This window comes from Cytobacillus sp. FSL R7-0696 (assembly GCF_038006865.1).
Lineage (GTDB): Bacteria > Bacillota > Bacilli > Bacillales > Cytobacillaceae > Cytobacillus > Cytobacillus kochii.
Window position 1 is genome coordinate 1,783,965 of the sequence record NZ_JBBOWA010000001.1, and the last position, 16,688, is coordinate 1,800,652.

At 31.9% G+C, this 16,688-nt stretch carries 11 protein-coding genes; 6 read left to right on the forward strand and 5 right to left on the reverse strand.

The window, feature by feature from the left end; genetic code table 11:
* The first annotated feature begins 72 nt into the window (after nucleotides 1-72).
* The 4 genes from pglZ to MKX29_RS09400 all read left to right on the forward strand — a co-directional run bounded on the left by pglZ (nucleotide 73) and on the right by MKX29_RS09400 (nucleotide 8,948).
* Nucleotides 73-2,583 (forward strand): BREX-1 system phosphatase PglZ type A, encoded by a 2,511-nt coding sequence (gene pglZ, locus MKX29_RS09385; RefSeq protein ID WP_341105150.1) that lies wholly within the window; start codon nucleotides 73-75, stop codon nucleotides 2,581-2,583.
* A 125-nt stretch (nucleotides 2,584-2,708) separates the two neighbouring features.
* Entirely contained in the window at nucleotides 2,709-5,882 is a 3,174-nt protein-coding gene (locus tag MKX29_RS09390) for a DEAD/DEAH box helicase (RefSeq protein WP_341105152.1), read from the forward strand.
* A 369-nt stretch (nucleotides 5,883-6,251) separates the two neighbouring features.
* Entirely contained in the window at nucleotides 6,252-7,271 is a 1,020-nt protein-coding gene (locus MKX29_RS09395) for a dsDNA nuclease domain-containing protein (RefSeq protein ID WP_341105154.1), read from the forward strand.
* The gene (locus tag MKX29_RS09400; RefSeq protein WP_341105156.1) at nucleotides 7,272-8,948 is read left to right on the forward strand and encodes a hypothetical protein; all 1,677 of its coding nucleotides are present in this window, start codon (nucleotides 7,272-7,274) and stop codon (nucleotides 8,946-8,948) included.
* Between the two features lie 666 nt (nucleotides 8,949-9,614).
* On the opposite strand, the gene MKX29_RS09405 is transcribed toward MKX29_RS09400, so the two are convergent.
* The 4 genes from MKX29_RS09405 to MKX29_RS09420 all read right to left on the reverse strand — a co-directional run bounded on the left by MKX29_RS09405 (nucleotide 9,615) and on the right by MKX29_RS09420 (nucleotide 13,123).
* On the reverse strand, nucleotides 9,615-11,180 hold the full coding sequence (locus MKX29_RS09405; RefSeq protein ID WP_341105157.1) for a replication-relaxation family protein: 1,566 nt from the start codon (nucleotides 11,178-11,180) through the stop codon (nucleotides 9,615-9,617).
* Nucleotides 11,181-11,259: 79 nt separating this feature from the next.
* Nucleotides 11,260-11,829: a hypothetical protein gene (locus MKX29_RS09410; RefSeq protein WP_341105159.1), complete on the reverse strand. Its 570-nt coding sequence runs from the start codon at nucleotides 11,827-11,829 to the stop codon at nucleotides 11,260-11,262.
* Nucleotides 11,830-12,002: 173 nt separating this feature from the next.
* Entirely contained in the window at nucleotides 12,003-12,236 is a 234-nt protein-coding gene (locus MKX29_RS09415; RefSeq protein ID WP_341105161.1) for a hypothetical protein, read from the reverse strand.
* A gap of 335 nt (nucleotides 12,237-12,571) precedes the next feature.
* Nucleotides 12,572-13,123 (reverse strand): hypothetical protein, encoded by a 552-nt coding sequence (locus MKX29_RS09420; protein WP_341105163.1) that lies wholly within the window; start codon nucleotides 13,121-13,123, stop codon nucleotides 12,572-12,574.
* A 452-nt stretch (nucleotides 13,124-13,575) separates the two neighbouring features.
* On the opposite strand from MKX29_RS09420, the gene MKX29_RS09425 reads away from it, so the two are divergent.
* Complete coding sequence (locus tag MKX29_RS09425) at nucleotides 13,576-15,504, forward strand: hypothetical protein (RefSeq protein ID WP_341105164.1); 1,929 nt, start codon at nucleotides 13,576-13,578, stop codon at nucleotides 15,502-15,504.
* Nucleotides 15,505-15,887: 383 nt separating this feature from the next.
* On the opposite strand, the gene MKX29_RS09430 is transcribed toward MKX29_RS09425, so the two are convergent.
* Nucleotides 15,888-16,256 (reverse strand): helix-turn-helix domain-containing protein, encoded by a 369-nt coding sequence (locus tag MKX29_RS09430; RefSeq protein WP_019154249.1) that lies wholly within the window; start codon nucleotides 16,254-16,256, stop codon nucleotides 15,888-15,890.
* A 126-nt stretch (nucleotides 16,257-16,382) separates the two neighbouring features.
* Between MKX29_RS09430 and MKX29_RS09435 the strand changes: the two genes are divergently transcribed.
* A complete protein-coding gene (locus tag MKX29_RS09435) occupies nucleotides 16,383-16,679 on the forward strand; it encodes a hypothetical protein (RefSeq protein ID WP_016201520.1) in 297 nt (98 codons plus the stop codon).
* Nucleotides 16,680-16,688 lie beyond the last annotated feature (9 nt).

Consider the following 16,688-nt stretch of genomic DNA (forward strand, 5'->3'; position numbering starts at 1 on the left):
TGGTAAGGAGGCTTGTTTCATAATTAAGGTATAATAAAAATTATTAGTAAATATTCATAATGAGGTGACACAATGAATGTCATTGAACTGTTAAAAGAGCGAATAGAGGACGAGCTATATAAAAAAAATAAGCCGCGCACGGTTATTTTTTGGTATGACGAGCAAGGGGAATATACTGTTTCTGATTTAATAGAGGCATTTAAAGAGCAACCGATTCATATTCGTCAATTAACGCGTAATAATTTCTTTACACTTAAATTAGAAATCGAGTTGGAAAAGAAAAAGGATTCTTTTTTATTATATGCTGATTTTGCAAAACCAGCGATAGAAGACAACTTTTTACTGGATATGGAGCTTTACGGTACAGAGTTTAAAGCTGATACGAACGCTTTACTTGCAGAGCAGTTGCAAGTAGGTGATGCTATTTTAAGACCTTTAATTAAGGAATATGAAGAGTTTTTTAAAAGTACAGAGCGTAAAAATAAATTAAAAAAGGTCTTACCACCGAATTCCACTGATCGCGAAATCGAGTATGCAATGTTAGCGGTACTAACAGGCGCACCGATTGCGAATATGGAAGAAATCACTCGTCATTTATTGGTTCGCGGTTTACAAGAAGATTCAAATGAAGTGTATAAAGCTATATCAAAACGCTTTAGCACGAATCGTATGTGGGAGCTTCTCACGGGATACTTTGGTTTAAATTACAATGATTTGACATTGCAGCATTTAATGGAACATGTACTGTATGCGCATTTTAAACGTCATGCACAATTTGAAGAACAGTCATTACATGAAAAATATGAAACAACACGCGGAAATGTATGTGCTTTATTCATTGATGACTGGCTACATACAAAAGAAAGCGACGTAGAAGTCTTAGAAACCTATATGAAGGAAATCGAACAAAGATTTTCGATTAATGAAGTCTTACACGAACGTCCAATCGAGCAATTTGCTGACATTTCAACTTTCCCAATAATTGATCATTTATTGATAAATAGGCTGACAGTGGAACTTCTTCATCAAACATCCAATTTTGATGCTTGGAAAGAAATTTTGAATAAACGTTTGAAGATGCATTGGGCGAAACGAAATGAACGAATCCTAAGCTTATTAAATGTAATGATAGATGCAATTGATTTGACAAAGTATAAAATGTACTTGAAGCAATATGATACTCGTGAGCCTTTATACGTCCAATACACAAGTGAACTTTACTTAATTGATCAAGCTTATAGACGCTTTATGACAGGGTTTATGCAATTAGAAAATAAAGAAATGCTTGAAGAACTAGCTGAGCAACTAACGAACTGGTATGAAAATAAATATTTATTGAAAATAGCTCAAGAGACCAATTATCTTTTAGAAACAGAAGAGGTAGGGAAATTACCTAAACAGGCTAAGTTTTATAAAGATGTCTTGCAGCCAATACTTGAGAAAGAATCAACACGCGTATTTGTAATTATTTCAGATGCTGTACGATATGAGGTAGGATCGGAATTAACATCTCAATTAAATTTACGTTCAAATGGGGTTGCCTCTATCAGTCCGTTAGTTGCGAATTTACCAACGTATACACAGTTAGGTATGGCTTCATTATTACCTCATAAACAATTAACAATTACTGAAAATGGGATAGTTTTAGCAGATGGTCAACCGACAAATGGACTAGCTAATCGTATTAAGATTTTACAAAATGCTCACCCAGAAGCAATTGCCTATCGTTTAACAGATTTATTAGATTGGTCAAGAGCGACAGCAGATGAAAATTTAAAAGGAAAGCGTCTCGTATACTTATACCATGATGTAATCGATGCAGCAGGTGATTCTGCAAAATCCGAACGAGATACTTATATAGCTGCAGAACGTGCAATAAAAGAATTATCAATTGCTGTTGATCGATTATCTAAATTGCAAGCAAAACGAATTTTTATAACAGCAGATCACGGATTCCTTTATCAGTATCCAAGAATTGAAAATGATATTAAAGTAGTAAGTGTTAAAGGTGAAATTATTGATTCGAATCGTCGCTTTGCTGTTGGTCATAATCTACAAATAGATGATGGAGCTATTAATGTGCCAGATGATTTTTCAACATTAGAAGGTGTTGAGAAAGTGATTGCTAAAGGCGTAAACCGATTTATTGGTGGTGGAGGATTACAGTTTGTACACGGCGGTGCAACACCTCAAGAAGTAATAGTACCACTAATTGATTATCGTCGTACTTCACAATCTCTTCCTGTTGAAATCAGTGTAGCCATGCCAAAACGTGTAATCACAGGTTACCGTATCCAAGTACCAATATATCAAGAACAAAGTATTTCACTGGAATATAAGGCACGTACAATTCGGGCTGCATTTTACCTGAATGATGAGCGAATTTCAAATGAAATTGAATGGACTTTTGATATGGTGGGAGAAAACCATGAACGTACGGAGCAACTAACGTTTAATCTTGTAGAAAACTATTATCCTACAGGGCAAACTTGTGAGCTGAGAATGGTAACCGTGGAAGATGACAAAGTCGCACCATATCGCGAGACAGAATTTACGATTCATATGTATAATGCGCTTTACTAAATAGAAACTAGAGAACTGATTATTCCGTTCTCTAGTTTTTTTGTCTTATATTTCTTCTAACAGTATCTGGGAGTTTACTATATAATTTAAACTAAGAGAACGTAAGTATTGAGAGGGATGTTATTTTGTTAAAGATAGGAGAAATTATTAAAGGATCTTTTTGGCCAGAAATTGTTGAAATTAAGCATTTTGAAGAAATTGACGATGATTTATTTTTAGTTGAATCAATTGGGCGTAAAACTAATAAATATTATGAGCAGTATTTAGATAGGGAGCAACTAGCACAATTAGAAAACATTCAAGATGAGGAAAGTTCATTTAATTCTGAAAGACTGCAACACTATTTACAATACTACATTTTAAAGACAGAGGATAAATTTTCGAAGGCTCGTGCGCGAGGAAACAAAAAGATTATCCCCCTTCCACACCAAATTGAAGCAGTGTATAGTCGCATGTTACAGTCACCTCAAGTACGATATTTATTAGCGGATGATCCGGGCGCAGGGAAAACGATAATGTCAGGTATGTTAATACGTGAGTTAATTGCAAGACAAGCAGCAGAGCGAATTTTAATTTTAGTTCCCCCGCTAGTATTGAAACAATGGCAGGAAGAGCTAAAAGATAAGTTTGGAGAAGAGTTTACCATTGTAAATCGAAGTTTATTAAAAAGCTCAAGTGAAGTAAATCCATTCGAATCACATGACAAAATAATTTCTTCAATTTATTGGGCTTCACGTGAAGAAATTAAAGCATTTATTTTAAAAGCACAATTTGATTTAGTAATCGTTGATGAAGCTCATAAAATGGCTGCATATACACATGGCGTCAAGAAACGTAAAGTGAATCGTACGAAAATTTACCAGCTTGGTGAGAGTTTACTTCGTCATACAGAGCATTGCTTATTACTAACGGCTACACCGCATAAAGGAGACAAAGAAAACTTCCGACATTTAATGAGTTTGGTAGACCATGATATTTTTTCACGTTTAAATACAGGTGATTCTATATATGAAAAGAGTAATCCTTTTGTTATTCGTCGTTTAAAGGAGACAATGAAAAATTTTGATGGTACTCCGTTATTTCCAAAAAGAACAACAACGACAATTACATTTGAATTAAGTTATGGCGAACGCGAGCTTTATGAAGATGTAACTGCTTATGCACGAGAGCATTTCAATCGAGCAAAACAAAATAATAAACCAAACGTAGCATTTGCGATGATGATTTTACAACGTCGGCTAAGTTCGTCTTTAGATGCTATCTATTTATCTCTTAAACGACGTAAAGAAAAGTTAGAAGAATTATTAGAGTCTGAGTTAACAGCTACTAAATCGATTGAGCCATTTGAATACGATGAGCTTTCAACAGATGAACAGGAAGAAATAGAGACTTTAGTTGAAGGTGAAACTGATGTTATTGATATAGAGGAACTAAAGTTAGAAATAGAAATTCTAGATGGATTAGTTCTTAAAGCAGGGATGCTCGTAAATCAAGATATTGAGCGTAAATATATAGAGCTAGAAAACACGTTATTTGGTCAGGATGGATTGCTTTCCAAAGGAGAAAAGATTCTTATTTTTACGGAATCAAAAGATACTTTATATTACCTTGAAAGAAAGCTCTTACAGCATGTCCCTGAAGTCACAAAAATCGTTGGGAACTATTCGATGGATCAACGTCGTGAACAAGTGGAGCGATTCCGAAATGATGTACAAATTATGCTTGCTACAGATGCCGGGGGAGAATCTATCAACCTTCAATTCTGTAATCAAATGATTAACTATGATATTCCGTGGAATCCAAATCGTTTAGAACAGCGTATGGGACGTATACATCGTATTGGACAAAAGAATGAAGTATTCGTCTTTAATCTTGTTGCGAAGAATACACGTGAAGGAGATGTATTGGTACGTCTACTTGATAAGATGGAACAAATGCGCACAGATTTGGGACAAGATCAGGTCTATGATTTTATTGGTGAAGTACTAGAAGAAAACAATATCGATTTATCTCACTTAATGGAGGAAGCGATTAGCGGCCGTGAAAATTTAGATGAGCTGATTGCACAAATGGAAAAAACATTATCTGAAGAACATGAACGATTATTAGAATTAGCTAAACAAGAACGCTTAGATGATTCCAGTTTTGATTTACCGGGTGCAAGACGTGCATATCAAGAAATTTCAATTAGCAGTATGCCATCGCGAGTCTATGGTGAGTTTGTAGTAAAACAGTTTGAAGAAACACGTATTAAAGTAAATATCTCAAATGATGGCAATACAGTTCGAATTGATCGTTTCCCTAAAAATATTCGTGAACTAATTAAGAAACGAAAATATTCTTTAAGAACTGATGAATCATTACGGTTTACATTAAGACCAGATAAACAAACAGAACAGTTATCTATATTACCGAATGACCATCCGTTAAAAAAATTAGCGATGGAATTAGCGAGTCAAGAGTTGCAACAAGTGGCTTTACCAATTTGCACAGTAAAAACATATGTTAGTGAACCTTTAACATTAGAAATTAGCCGTATTAGTGTAGTTGATGGTACAGGCCGGGAGTTAGATCAAGAATTAATGTTATTAGCTAAAAGGAAAACTGGGGAGTTCATTCAGGTAGATCCGTATTTCCTATTCCAAAAGCAATTTGAATTAATCAATACAGTATGTGCAGAGGATAAATCATTTAAAAAAGAATCTATTCTTCATGCGAAAAAGATACTTCAATCTGTTCAAATGAAACGCGATGATTATTTAAACCGAAAGAGTACTTATTTGCGTCGTTCGTTTGATGAACAAATGCAAACTCTACAGGAAAGAGTAACTAATTATCTAAGTGATAACTTAAATAATAAAAACAGCGCATTAATTAACCAAACCTATACTCAAATTGAAGATTTGGAGGAACGTAGTAAAGATCGACTTGAAAATATTGAGAGAGAAAGAAGTATTCAGTTACAATCCATTAAGCCGATTACACAACTGCATGTACAACCATTTGTAAGTGCAGCACGAGTTATTTCAAAAGATTTCTTAGAAGTTGTAAAAGAGTATGAATATCAAAATGGAAGATTAAACATCCGTGTTAAGAATGCGTTTGGCTTAGTCGATTTCACAAGTGAAGAAGCAGAGGGTAATACACGTTTTATTTTATTAACACCGTCTATAGAATTACTTTCACAACAATTGGAATTAAATGATTATCAAGAATTAAATGGATCGGTATATGTTTATGTGATAAATCAAGATAATATCGTGGAAGAAGTGAAGATGGAACAAATTATTGGAATTTAGTTAGAGAGATAGTTCGATATAAAAACTTCATTTTTCTCAAGAAGAGGTATTAAATAATCTAAAAATTTGAATCAATGCTTAGTAAATATTCATTTGATCAATTGTAGAGAAAGTAAATAATATTATCGAATTAATGCTGGTAAATTAAAAATTAGATTAAGAGTGCGAAAATTACCATTATCGCACTCTTTTTTTTATCAAATTAATGTTGAATTTGGATAAATATGTAATAATAGAATAAAAAAATGAATTAATACAAAATCGTTAACATGTAAGAGCTCCTTTATTTCTGCATAATTCGATAATTTTTTCTGATTGAAATTATAAGATTAATGGCTTAATTTAAATTAAATGAGAGGGGAATAACAAATGTCAGAGGAAGCAGAGGCTAATAACTTTGATAATGGTGGAGCAGAAGCTATTAAAGGATTTAATTTTCAAAAAGCAAATTTAATATTGCTTGCAGTTAACAATTATCAAAAGAACAATTTTAAGATTTTTATTGAGGCCGAAGACGACATTGTCGTCAGTTATGAAAATTATAAAGCGTTTATACAAGTAAAAAAACAAGTACATACTTTCAATAAAATTACCAAGAAAGGAACGAAGAAAATAAATGATCCGAGCGGGAAAAGTAAGAAGAAAGTAAGTGTACCTTCACCTTCAATATTGGAAAAAAATCTAAGTTCGGGAACAGAGGAAGATACATTTAAACTTATTGTAAAGGATATAGGACAACAAGATAAGAAGCAATTAAAAATAAAAAGACCGGGTTCAATATGCTCTGAATTATATGTATTAAGCGATAATGCAAAGGAAACACTTATCAAGTCTCTACCAGATGAATTAGTAAGGAAAATAGAAAACTTTTACTTTTTTATCTCTCCAGTCCATGAAGATCTTAATGAAGCGGAAAAATACTTGATAGGCAGTTTAACATCTGCAGGGATATCAGTTGATGATAAAAGAGGCAGGTTAATAATTGCAGAATTGTCTCTAACAATCGATCAAAAGGCACAATACGTTATTAATAATGAGCTCGATAAAGAGTTTAAATTAATGGATAGGAACTATTTTTCAAAAATTTTACAAACAAGTGAATCTTTAAAAAGGTTTGATAACGTTTTAAATTCCCTTGATTACAATATGATAATAAAAAAACTTGTAAAGAAAGAAAGATTAAAAATTGAGTTGAATAAGTCGGAATTAAAAGAAGAAATTAAGAAATCAATAACCGATTATATTGAGAATCGAGGTGAAATCCTGAAAATTTCCGATAAAGAGATAGTGGAACATATTGTGAACAAATTCAAATCTAGAAAGATTGAAGATGTTACATTAATCTCAGTTGCAATTGAGAGTTTGTGTGAGTTAGGGGATGAATTTTAGGTGATTATTAACAAAATAATAATTTATGATTATATAGACAAAAGAGTTCGAGAGTTTGTTTTTACACCTGATACTAATATATTTGTAAGCAAGCTCAATACCGTAGGGAAGTCTAGTTTAATAAAATCAATTTATCATTCTTTAGGATACAGCATAAAAATATGGCCGAGTAACTGGAATATAAATAATATGATGTTTCAAGTAACAGTAACGAACGGTGAAAGAAAACACATTATAACCCGCCATAAAAATTTATTTTATATCGATGGCAGAAAACAGATTCTCAATGAAAAGGAATATTCATCGTGGCTTCAAGACTTTTTAAAAATACATATAAAAATTAAAGATAAGAAAAATAAAACTTTATCTGATGTGTATGCAAGTGAGATTTTATTGCCCTTTTATATTGATCAGGATAAATCTTGGAATGGTTATATATATTCTAAATCAGCAGATTCTTTTGCTAGGTATAATAATACAGTAAAAAATATATTTGATTTTTATTTTAATATCGCTAACAAAAATATAATAGATTTAGAGATTAAAAAGAGTGGTATTGAAACTGAAATAAGTGTTATTGAGAAGAAGATAGAGGCCCTTAGTCTACTGGGGAAAGAACATAAAGAATTTTCAAGACCAATGCGTGTAATTAATATAAGAGATGAAAATGAGTTAAGTGAGAACCAAATTGATAAATACTTAATTTTTATTAACGAATTAAATAATGGTGTTGCTGATATAGATAATAAGATCATTGAACTAGATACAAAGATAAGCGAACTAAGCAGAGATAAAAAAGAATTTAATAAGCTATTTAGCTCATATGAAAAGAAATTTGCGGAAATTAAATATTCTTGTATCCATTGCAATTCAAAATTGACTCAAGAACAATCATTAACCAGATTAAGAATTAGAAATAATCAGTATGAAATTATTGAACAAATTGATAAATGTAAACATCAGATAGAAGCATTTGAGATGGAGAAGGAACAAGAGGTTTCGGAAAAAAATAAACTACTTGAGAAAATTAAAGAAACAGAAGAAACGTTACGAAAAACTAATGAGTATAAAGAAGTAGATGCCTATATAAATGATAGGGTCAATCAAGAAATAACTAATAAATATATTACAGTAGAACAAAAGCTTGTCAATGAAATATATCAAAAGGATAATAATATAAAAGAGGTAAATAAAAGTATTTCTAAGGAAAGAAAAATAGGAAATCAAAAAAAATCAGAAATTAAAAAGAAATATGAAGAACTATTAAATGAATACGAAAGGTACTTTAATGATATAAAGTTAGATGATATTAAGTTTTATAGTTTTAAAGAGGTTAAGGGTAGTGGGATTGCAGCAAACAAGAAAATGTTAGCATTATATACCATTTACACCAATTTAATAGCTAATTATGCTGAAGTGAAAGTGCCCTTTGCTATGGACTCTTTTATTAAAAATGAAACTGCTGAAGAATTAAAAAAACAAATGTTTGGTTTTTTATCAAAGCATTATCTGTCTATAAATGGACAAATTTTTTTTTCAATGATTAAAGAAAACGTAAAATACTTAGATCAAAGTATCGATTACAATTTCATCAATTTAGAAAAGCCAATTCTAGAAGAAATAAATTCAAAGAATGAAAACTTAATCAAGAATTTCAAAATAATTGATAATCAATAGTGTGCGTGTTATTTCAAACATAAATATTTACTGACTGTGGACTATAATAAAGCGGGAAGAATTTAATTTAAAAAAGAGTGCGAAAATAGATATTATCGCACTCTTATTTTATTCAGTTACATAAATTGTCTGTTAGCAATAAAACCTTTTAACGAAATACACAAGGTAAAGAGAGTACACTAAAATGGAGAACTTTTTAAGATGAATGCGCTGATAATACATATGTTTGGGGGGAAATCCATAATAATTGCTAACAGCGGATGTACATAAGGTAAAGAGAGTACACCAAAATGGAGAACTTTTTAAGATAAAATGCGCTGATAAGAGAGATCTTAGGGAAAAAACCTATTATAAATGCTATCAGCCGGATGTTTATAAGGTAAGAGAGTACACCGAAATGGAGAACTTTTTAAGAGAAAATGTACAAAAAGAGTACTTCATGGATAAAAAACCGTTCAACTACTACCAGCCAGCGAGGTGTTTACAAGGTAAGAGAGTACACCGAAATGGAGAACTTTTTAAGAGAAAATGTACAAAAAGAGTACTTCATGGATAAAAAACCGTTCAACTACTACCAGCCAGCGAGGTGTTTACAAGGCAAGAGAGTACACCAAAATGGAGAACTTTTTAGGAAGAAGTATATACAAAAGCCAGTTATTCATAAGACTAGAATAACTGGCTTTTATCGATTTGCTTCTTATTAGCATTGTAAAGAAGGAGTTTACCGTTGGATATTTCATCTATAGCAGCGAATACTATATTGTCTATATCCATTCCGTTATTATCAACTATTTCTCTCGTTATCTTATTGGTGTTTACTTTCTTTGTTTTCCTAATGACATCATTAAATAGTTCATCTTTTCTTTCATACAATGCCAAGATCTTTGCATTATACTTAAACCAGCCATTTGCTGTAGGAATTGTATAATAAGCCAACCTCTCCATGTCTTTTACGTTTCCTTCTCTAATAAATACAGGAATAAAGTATTGTTCGTATTTATCTTCTGTATCCTGATAGTATCTAAACAAAAAATCCGGAATGAAGTTTAGACTGTTTGTCGATATGCCAAGAGTTGGATAAAAGTGTTTACCGACAACCATAAACTTTAAATTTTTCCAATTCGGTTTCAACCCTGCCTTAATTAAAGTGATAAATGTTTTTTTGTAAACTTCATAGGAATATGATTTTATGTTATTGATCAGTTCTAGATATACTGCTTCAACAACTGTGTAAAATCTTTTCATACCGGTAACATAAACCTCAATTTTCCAGTCTTTGTAGTCGTTCATATGAGCAATTTCATGTTTTAGGTTGGCAATACGAATGTCTTTGTTGCTATGGATGTTCTTGGTTATTACCACATCACTATCATCCATTAAAGCGAAGATGACTTTGTGGTTATGCTCTCTATCGTTCTTAGCCAACTCTTCATATCGGTACAGTTTTCCTTCGATAGATCTAACATCATGCTTTTCGATTATCGTATTGGTATGATCACGTTTAGTTTTTATTTTTTCATTTCCACTATCCACTTCGATGTAGAGGTATGTTTCCCTAATTTTGAATATCCAATCTGGTATTAATCCAGTCTTTTCACCAAGTTGATTATTAATAAGGGTGAATTCCTGTGGGACAAAAGATTGCAGCACATCTAATTCTTTGTGTCTGTCGATGAATGTAGCCTTGTACTGTGATAACGATTTTAATGGAGGAATAAAATCATTACCGAAGTTTTGTTTCTTAAAGATAATGATAGGTTCTTCTAACTCTTCATCCTTATCTTCTCTGAACGGAATAACATATTTTCCTCCATCAGCAATATAAAAAGGCTCTTTTTGACTAACGCATTTTAAAACTTCTATAACAGATTGTTTAATAGCGAGGGTATGATCTAAGTTGCTTTTTGCTTGATATTTCAGTTTTTCTTCCATACCCAAGTAGCCGAGTTTTTTGAGAATTGTTTGGCCTGCAGGTGTTAAGTTGATAATTGCCATTTCATATCCATTTTGCATTTTTTCTTTACTTTTTTCTACAATGTTAGCATTGTCCCACCGACTCATTTTTCTACGGAAAGCAGCATCACTTATATGTTTTAAGAGAGAGTAAAATTCATAAAACTGAGGTTGTGATAATATGCCCTGTTCGTTCAAGAAAAGAAGTGCGTATATATCGACGCTTTCTAATTGAATACGCCGTTTTTTCGATTTAGATAAATAATAATATACTTTCAAATGCCTATTCTCCTTTTTTCCTTACAAAAGATAAAGGCACACTCTCTAGAGGAAAATGTGCCATCGGGTTATTCGTTCTCTATGAAGTTAGCAAGTGTTTGTTATACTGCTTTAAAAGCTCATAAAAGGTGTTATTATCCATTTCCTTTATGCTTTCAAATTCGCAATTTTTTTGTTGACTGTTTTCTTTATTGCTAAGGGATCTTGAATTATTGATGGCTTTTTTATCTTCAATAATTTCTTTGATAGAGAAGGTTTGACTGAAGATATCTATATTCCATTCGACATATACATTTGTGAATTTACTCTTTGCCTTCTCAATTTCAATATGGTCACCTAAAAATATTTTGTGGCTTACCTCAGTTTCAGTCTCGAAAAGATCGATAACATTTTTAAGTGAATATTCATGAATGAATCCAAGCCCAGAAAAACAGTACATGCCTTCCCCTTTCCAAGATATTTTCAAGGAAAGGTTCTCATCAATATCTTTGTCCTTCTCATCAAAGTAATTTTCATCTATTAAAAATTGCAACGCTTGCTCTTCTAGATCCTTAACATTTGTTACATAAAATTTTCCTTGATAATTCTCTTCATTAATTAGCATTAGCTCTTCGTAAAGCGCATCATAATCCTTTTTATTTAATATCACATAGATTCCTCCAATATATTTTAAGCAAAAATAAAAGCCCCATTGCTGAGTTTAAACGCAATAGTACGTTTGTTTAAACTCAGCAATGGGGCTTTCCCTTATTCCATTTTAAATTTATATAAATTACACGTAACGACGATTTTATGAATGGTTTAATTAAAATGACATGTCACTTAAAGGAAGTTAAAAAGTGTTTTACTTTCTTCTGCGGAGAACCACCTATCCCAAAGTTCTTGAAATAGTGTATTTCTTTTTATCATGACAACATATCCAATTGCAAGCATAGCAACAGCAACAGGCTGAATAGGGAGGCCAACGAAAATGTTAACAACAATTGTATATGTCAGAGCCACAGTAAAACAGATACCTAGGATGTTAGCGTATAGTATTATTTTGTTGAAGTCCATTAGCTGTCCTCCCTTAAATTATATCTTGACTATATTTCCCGATTATAAATCAGGAGCATCCTAGTAACAATCTAGTAAAGGTTATTGGATGCGATTAATTTGTGTAGGTTTAATTTATATCAAAAAGGTCTTTCTTTTTCTATATAGTCGGCATTTAAAAGGATTGTCCATATGGTACATAAACCATTGATATTACTGGTATTAGAGAAAGAAATAGTATACTCGTTGAACGGACCCCTTTAACGGATATACTTCAACGTGCATAGTTATCCTTTTTGTTGCTTGAAAAGCATGCTTGATTTAACTTTTATATGCCTCTTTGCACTATAAGTTTATTATTGGAAATTGCCATCATATAAATCTAAAAATGTCTCAATTGCTTTGTTAACAATGAATTTCTTCTCAAGTCCACTAGTGTTGGCAAAGTCGTCTAGTCGCTGCATTACATGCTCTTGGACTGGAACGTTCAGCTGTTTTGTTAAGGAATCTGTATTCCTATAAGCGGCATGTTCAAACAGAAGTTTTCCAAACAATTCGTATTTTAGCGTCTCAGTCTTCCTTTCATAATTCTCTTTTATATATTCTTCCGCAATTTTCTTTAGGGTGGTTATTTCCTGTTCATTCAAATCTAAATTATCAAAGGTGGTTTTTGATCTATCTTTTGAATAAGATATTGTCCAAAATGGCTTAGTAAGGATTCTTGGATCAATTTTGGTGAAGTTCCATTCGCCGTTAATATCACAGGTGGCGCCAACGGCTTTTAATCTATTAGAAACAGTAGAAGCAGCTTTGTAGCCTTTCGAGTTACAGATTTCTTGTTCTGTAGTTCCACCTTCAATTAATGAAATGATATCTTGTAAAGTTGCTTTGTCGATGTCCATCTCCATTTTAATTATTCCCTCCTTTCAATTAAAGGTAAAAACATTTTAGCTTGAACTTTTTCCAATTCGAATAGAAAAATAAAAATTATTTACTTAATCTTGAATTTTTATTGGTGTTTCCTTTTAATGAAGTTAAAACAAATAGATGTTAGTTTTTTCTAATGAAACTGATTAAGTTTTTGCTAAGTTTCATTTAAGTTAAAGTAGACTTTAATGAAATTTACATAGAACTTAAAATTTTTTTGATAAGGGGTTCGAATATCAAAAACAATAATTATAATATTTTAAGATTTTAGCTTGAAATTAAATTATCAAAAAGAAGGAGGTCCCCTATATAAGTTAGTCTAATGAATTTCTTGCTAAAAAAATAAATAAAAAAAGGGAAAACCCCAAACTTGGTTAAGAGTGGCCTTATGAGCATCTTTACTTGTTTGGGGTTTTTATTATGGAGGAAAAATATGAGTCAAAAAAACAAAGTTGCAATGGAAACTAAAAGTCGCAAAAAGTCCAAAGTAGGAAGAAGTATAGGTTTATACAATGATGTGATGGTAGGAATTGAAGATTCTTCGGCTCGTAATGAGAATGAAAATATTCAGCAAAACAATAGAAAACTTCAGTCTGATTTGTATCCAACAGGAGGATCTTTTCTCAATAGTGATTGTCTTCGAATCAATAAAGAAAAAAAGTATTATTATGTTCGAGTAAAGACAGGGGAAAATACGTATAAAGAAAATCCAATCTCTAACTTTATTGTTGTTCCGCTCTATACGACCAAAAGACAAGGTAGCAAACAGATTTATATTTTAAAACTAATCTCTGACAGTCAGACAAAAGTGGTCGAATTTGATGGTGAGACTTTAGCAATTCATACAGCTTTTAAAAAACATTGCATGAATAACGGAAGATTTAATTGGTTTGGTAAACAAACAAACTTAGATAGTCTGATAAACATGATTTTAAAAAGCCCTATGAAAGAACTTGAGTTTATATCATATATGGGGCGGAATGAAAAGGAGGATATGTGGATTTTTCCATCACATGCGTTTTGTCGTGATAAGGTAATTTTTGCAGATGAAGATGGAATTATTGCAGTGAACGGTAAGTATTTTAAAGTGGATATTGATAAAGACGACGAATATAGAATACATCCACATATTGATAAAGCTCCCACTAAGGAGGATTTAGTCACATACTTTAAATGCCTTAAATTACTCTATGGCCAATATTCATATCTTGCTTTCGGTTATATTGCTGGAACAATGAATGTCGATACCATTGTAAAGGAAACGGATTATTTCCCGTTTTTATACCTATACGGAAAACACGGTCAAGGTAAGAGTACAGCCATTAAAGAGTATACAAAAATGGCAGGTATTAATGTATCGTTGAATACTCCGCCATCGTTGGATAGTTTAAGAAAGGGTATGAGTCGAAAATCCTCTATGCCTTTTGTCGTAGACGAAGCTGAAAATAAAAATGACAGTAGCAAGGGGATGGATTTTATTAAAACCTGTTCAGATTCACTTAAAAATAATGTTTATATGAGGCAGGATTTCATTAGAGGGCATAAAGATGAATCTACTATAATTCGATTTCCCGTAAAGGCGACTTTAATGTTAAGTGGGGAAGTATTGACCAGCGTGCCATCAATAATTCAAAGATCAGTTTTATTTGATGCTTCAAAGATTAGTTTTAATGAAGAGGCTATTAGAAAGGTCAAAGCTCTTAAAGAAGTACCATATTGGGTAGGACAGTATTTAATGAGAACATCGTATAGATGGAAGCATAACTTTTTACGACTTTATCATGAAATCCTTGATTATTTTAGTAGTAGGGGATGGAGTAATATTCACATTCGAATTCGGTCGCATTATGCTATGTTTCTTGCTTCAGCTTTTGCAGCCTTTGCCCAATTAAATGACTTTTTAGAGGATGAAATATTTTTTTCTAATCCAGAAGATAGAATTGAAATTTATCAATTTGTATATCAGGAGATGAAAGAAACGCAACAACTGACAATCGAAGACCATCCTGCTATGGATTTTCTGCGCAAGATTGGTTTACTGGCTAAGAAAGGTCAATTACAGAATAATAGTGATTATAAGTGTGTAATAGAAGATGGTTCCACCTATTTATACTTGGCTCCATCTAATACCTATGAAGCTTATAGGATGTCAGAAAGAGTCCCATTCTACCCATCAAGTAACAAGGTAGTTAAAGACTTACAAACGTATTCATTTTTTATTAGGAGTGTTAAACACAGAATTGGTACTAGTAATCCTAGGGCGTGGTTAATACAATTATCTGATCCGAGTAATCCTGAATCAATTAAGGATGGCATTGTTCATCCTGAGTTGCCCGATACAATGATTTACTTCTATAAATGAAATCTGTAGAGAAAGTTCCAAATGACGTTCCGAAATTAACAGATAAGATGGAACGTCTAAAATTCAGTAATATCAAGGTTTAACAACATATTGTTCCAACGTTCCATTACTTTTGAGAGAGCGTTGGTATATAAATTACACCCTGTAGGTTATGCTTTCTTGCAAAAATAGTAAAAAAAATCAGTATTTCGGAACATAGTACTGATTTACTCATTAAAAACCTTTATATAAAAGGAAAAACAATTAAGGAATAATGTTCCGAATGGGATATATTATTCGGAACCTCTTCGGAACATAAATAGAACTGTAAAAATAATTGAGCAAAAAGTTAAGCAGTCCAATTCATAAAAGAGTCGGACTGCGTTTTTTTATGTATTTCATTCTCATTCTTTGATACTGGAAAATAAAAAAATGAACAATGCTTTTTTTTGTTCAAATGTCATCTTTGAAACTAATTCTCCGATTTTATGTTCAATTTCTTTGTCCGCATCGACAGCTTCTTCAAAATTTATATCCGAAGAAGTTTGGTGATATATACTATCCTTTTCAATCATTTGAAAAAATTGACTTCTTGTAATGTCAAATTCATGACATATAGATTCTAACAAGGAAAATGATACTTCCTGTCTTCCCGATTCAATCTTAGATAGGGACGGCTGGGATATTTTAATTTTTTTAGCGAAGTCAACCATTGTCATATTATTTTTCTTTCTAAGTTCCTTTATTAGTCTTCCAATTATTAAATCACTCATATTTCAACCCTCTGAAAATCGTCATTATTAGTAATCGTATCGTTATTGCATTTTACAATCAATATAAACCATGTTATATTCTAAATATAAATATATTCTTATTAAGAATAAAAGAGGGTGACAATAATGATCGATGGATTTCAAAAGGTAGTAAACAAGTTAATTGAAGAAAGACTCGAACAAATTATTACAAGTGAAGAGTATGTTATGTACTCGGAATTGCTTCATAAGGATCTAGATGAAAAGCTTGCACAATTTGAAAAGTTCGAGGATGAAACCAAAAAAGATGAATTCATTGATGATATTAGAGCTAACATTTTTGAGCAGGTACATATCCAAACGAAATTAGCATATCGCACTGCTTTTAATGATGCACTCGTGTTTGCAATAAACACCTTAGTAAATCCGCAGAAAATGTTTTAATGGGAGGCT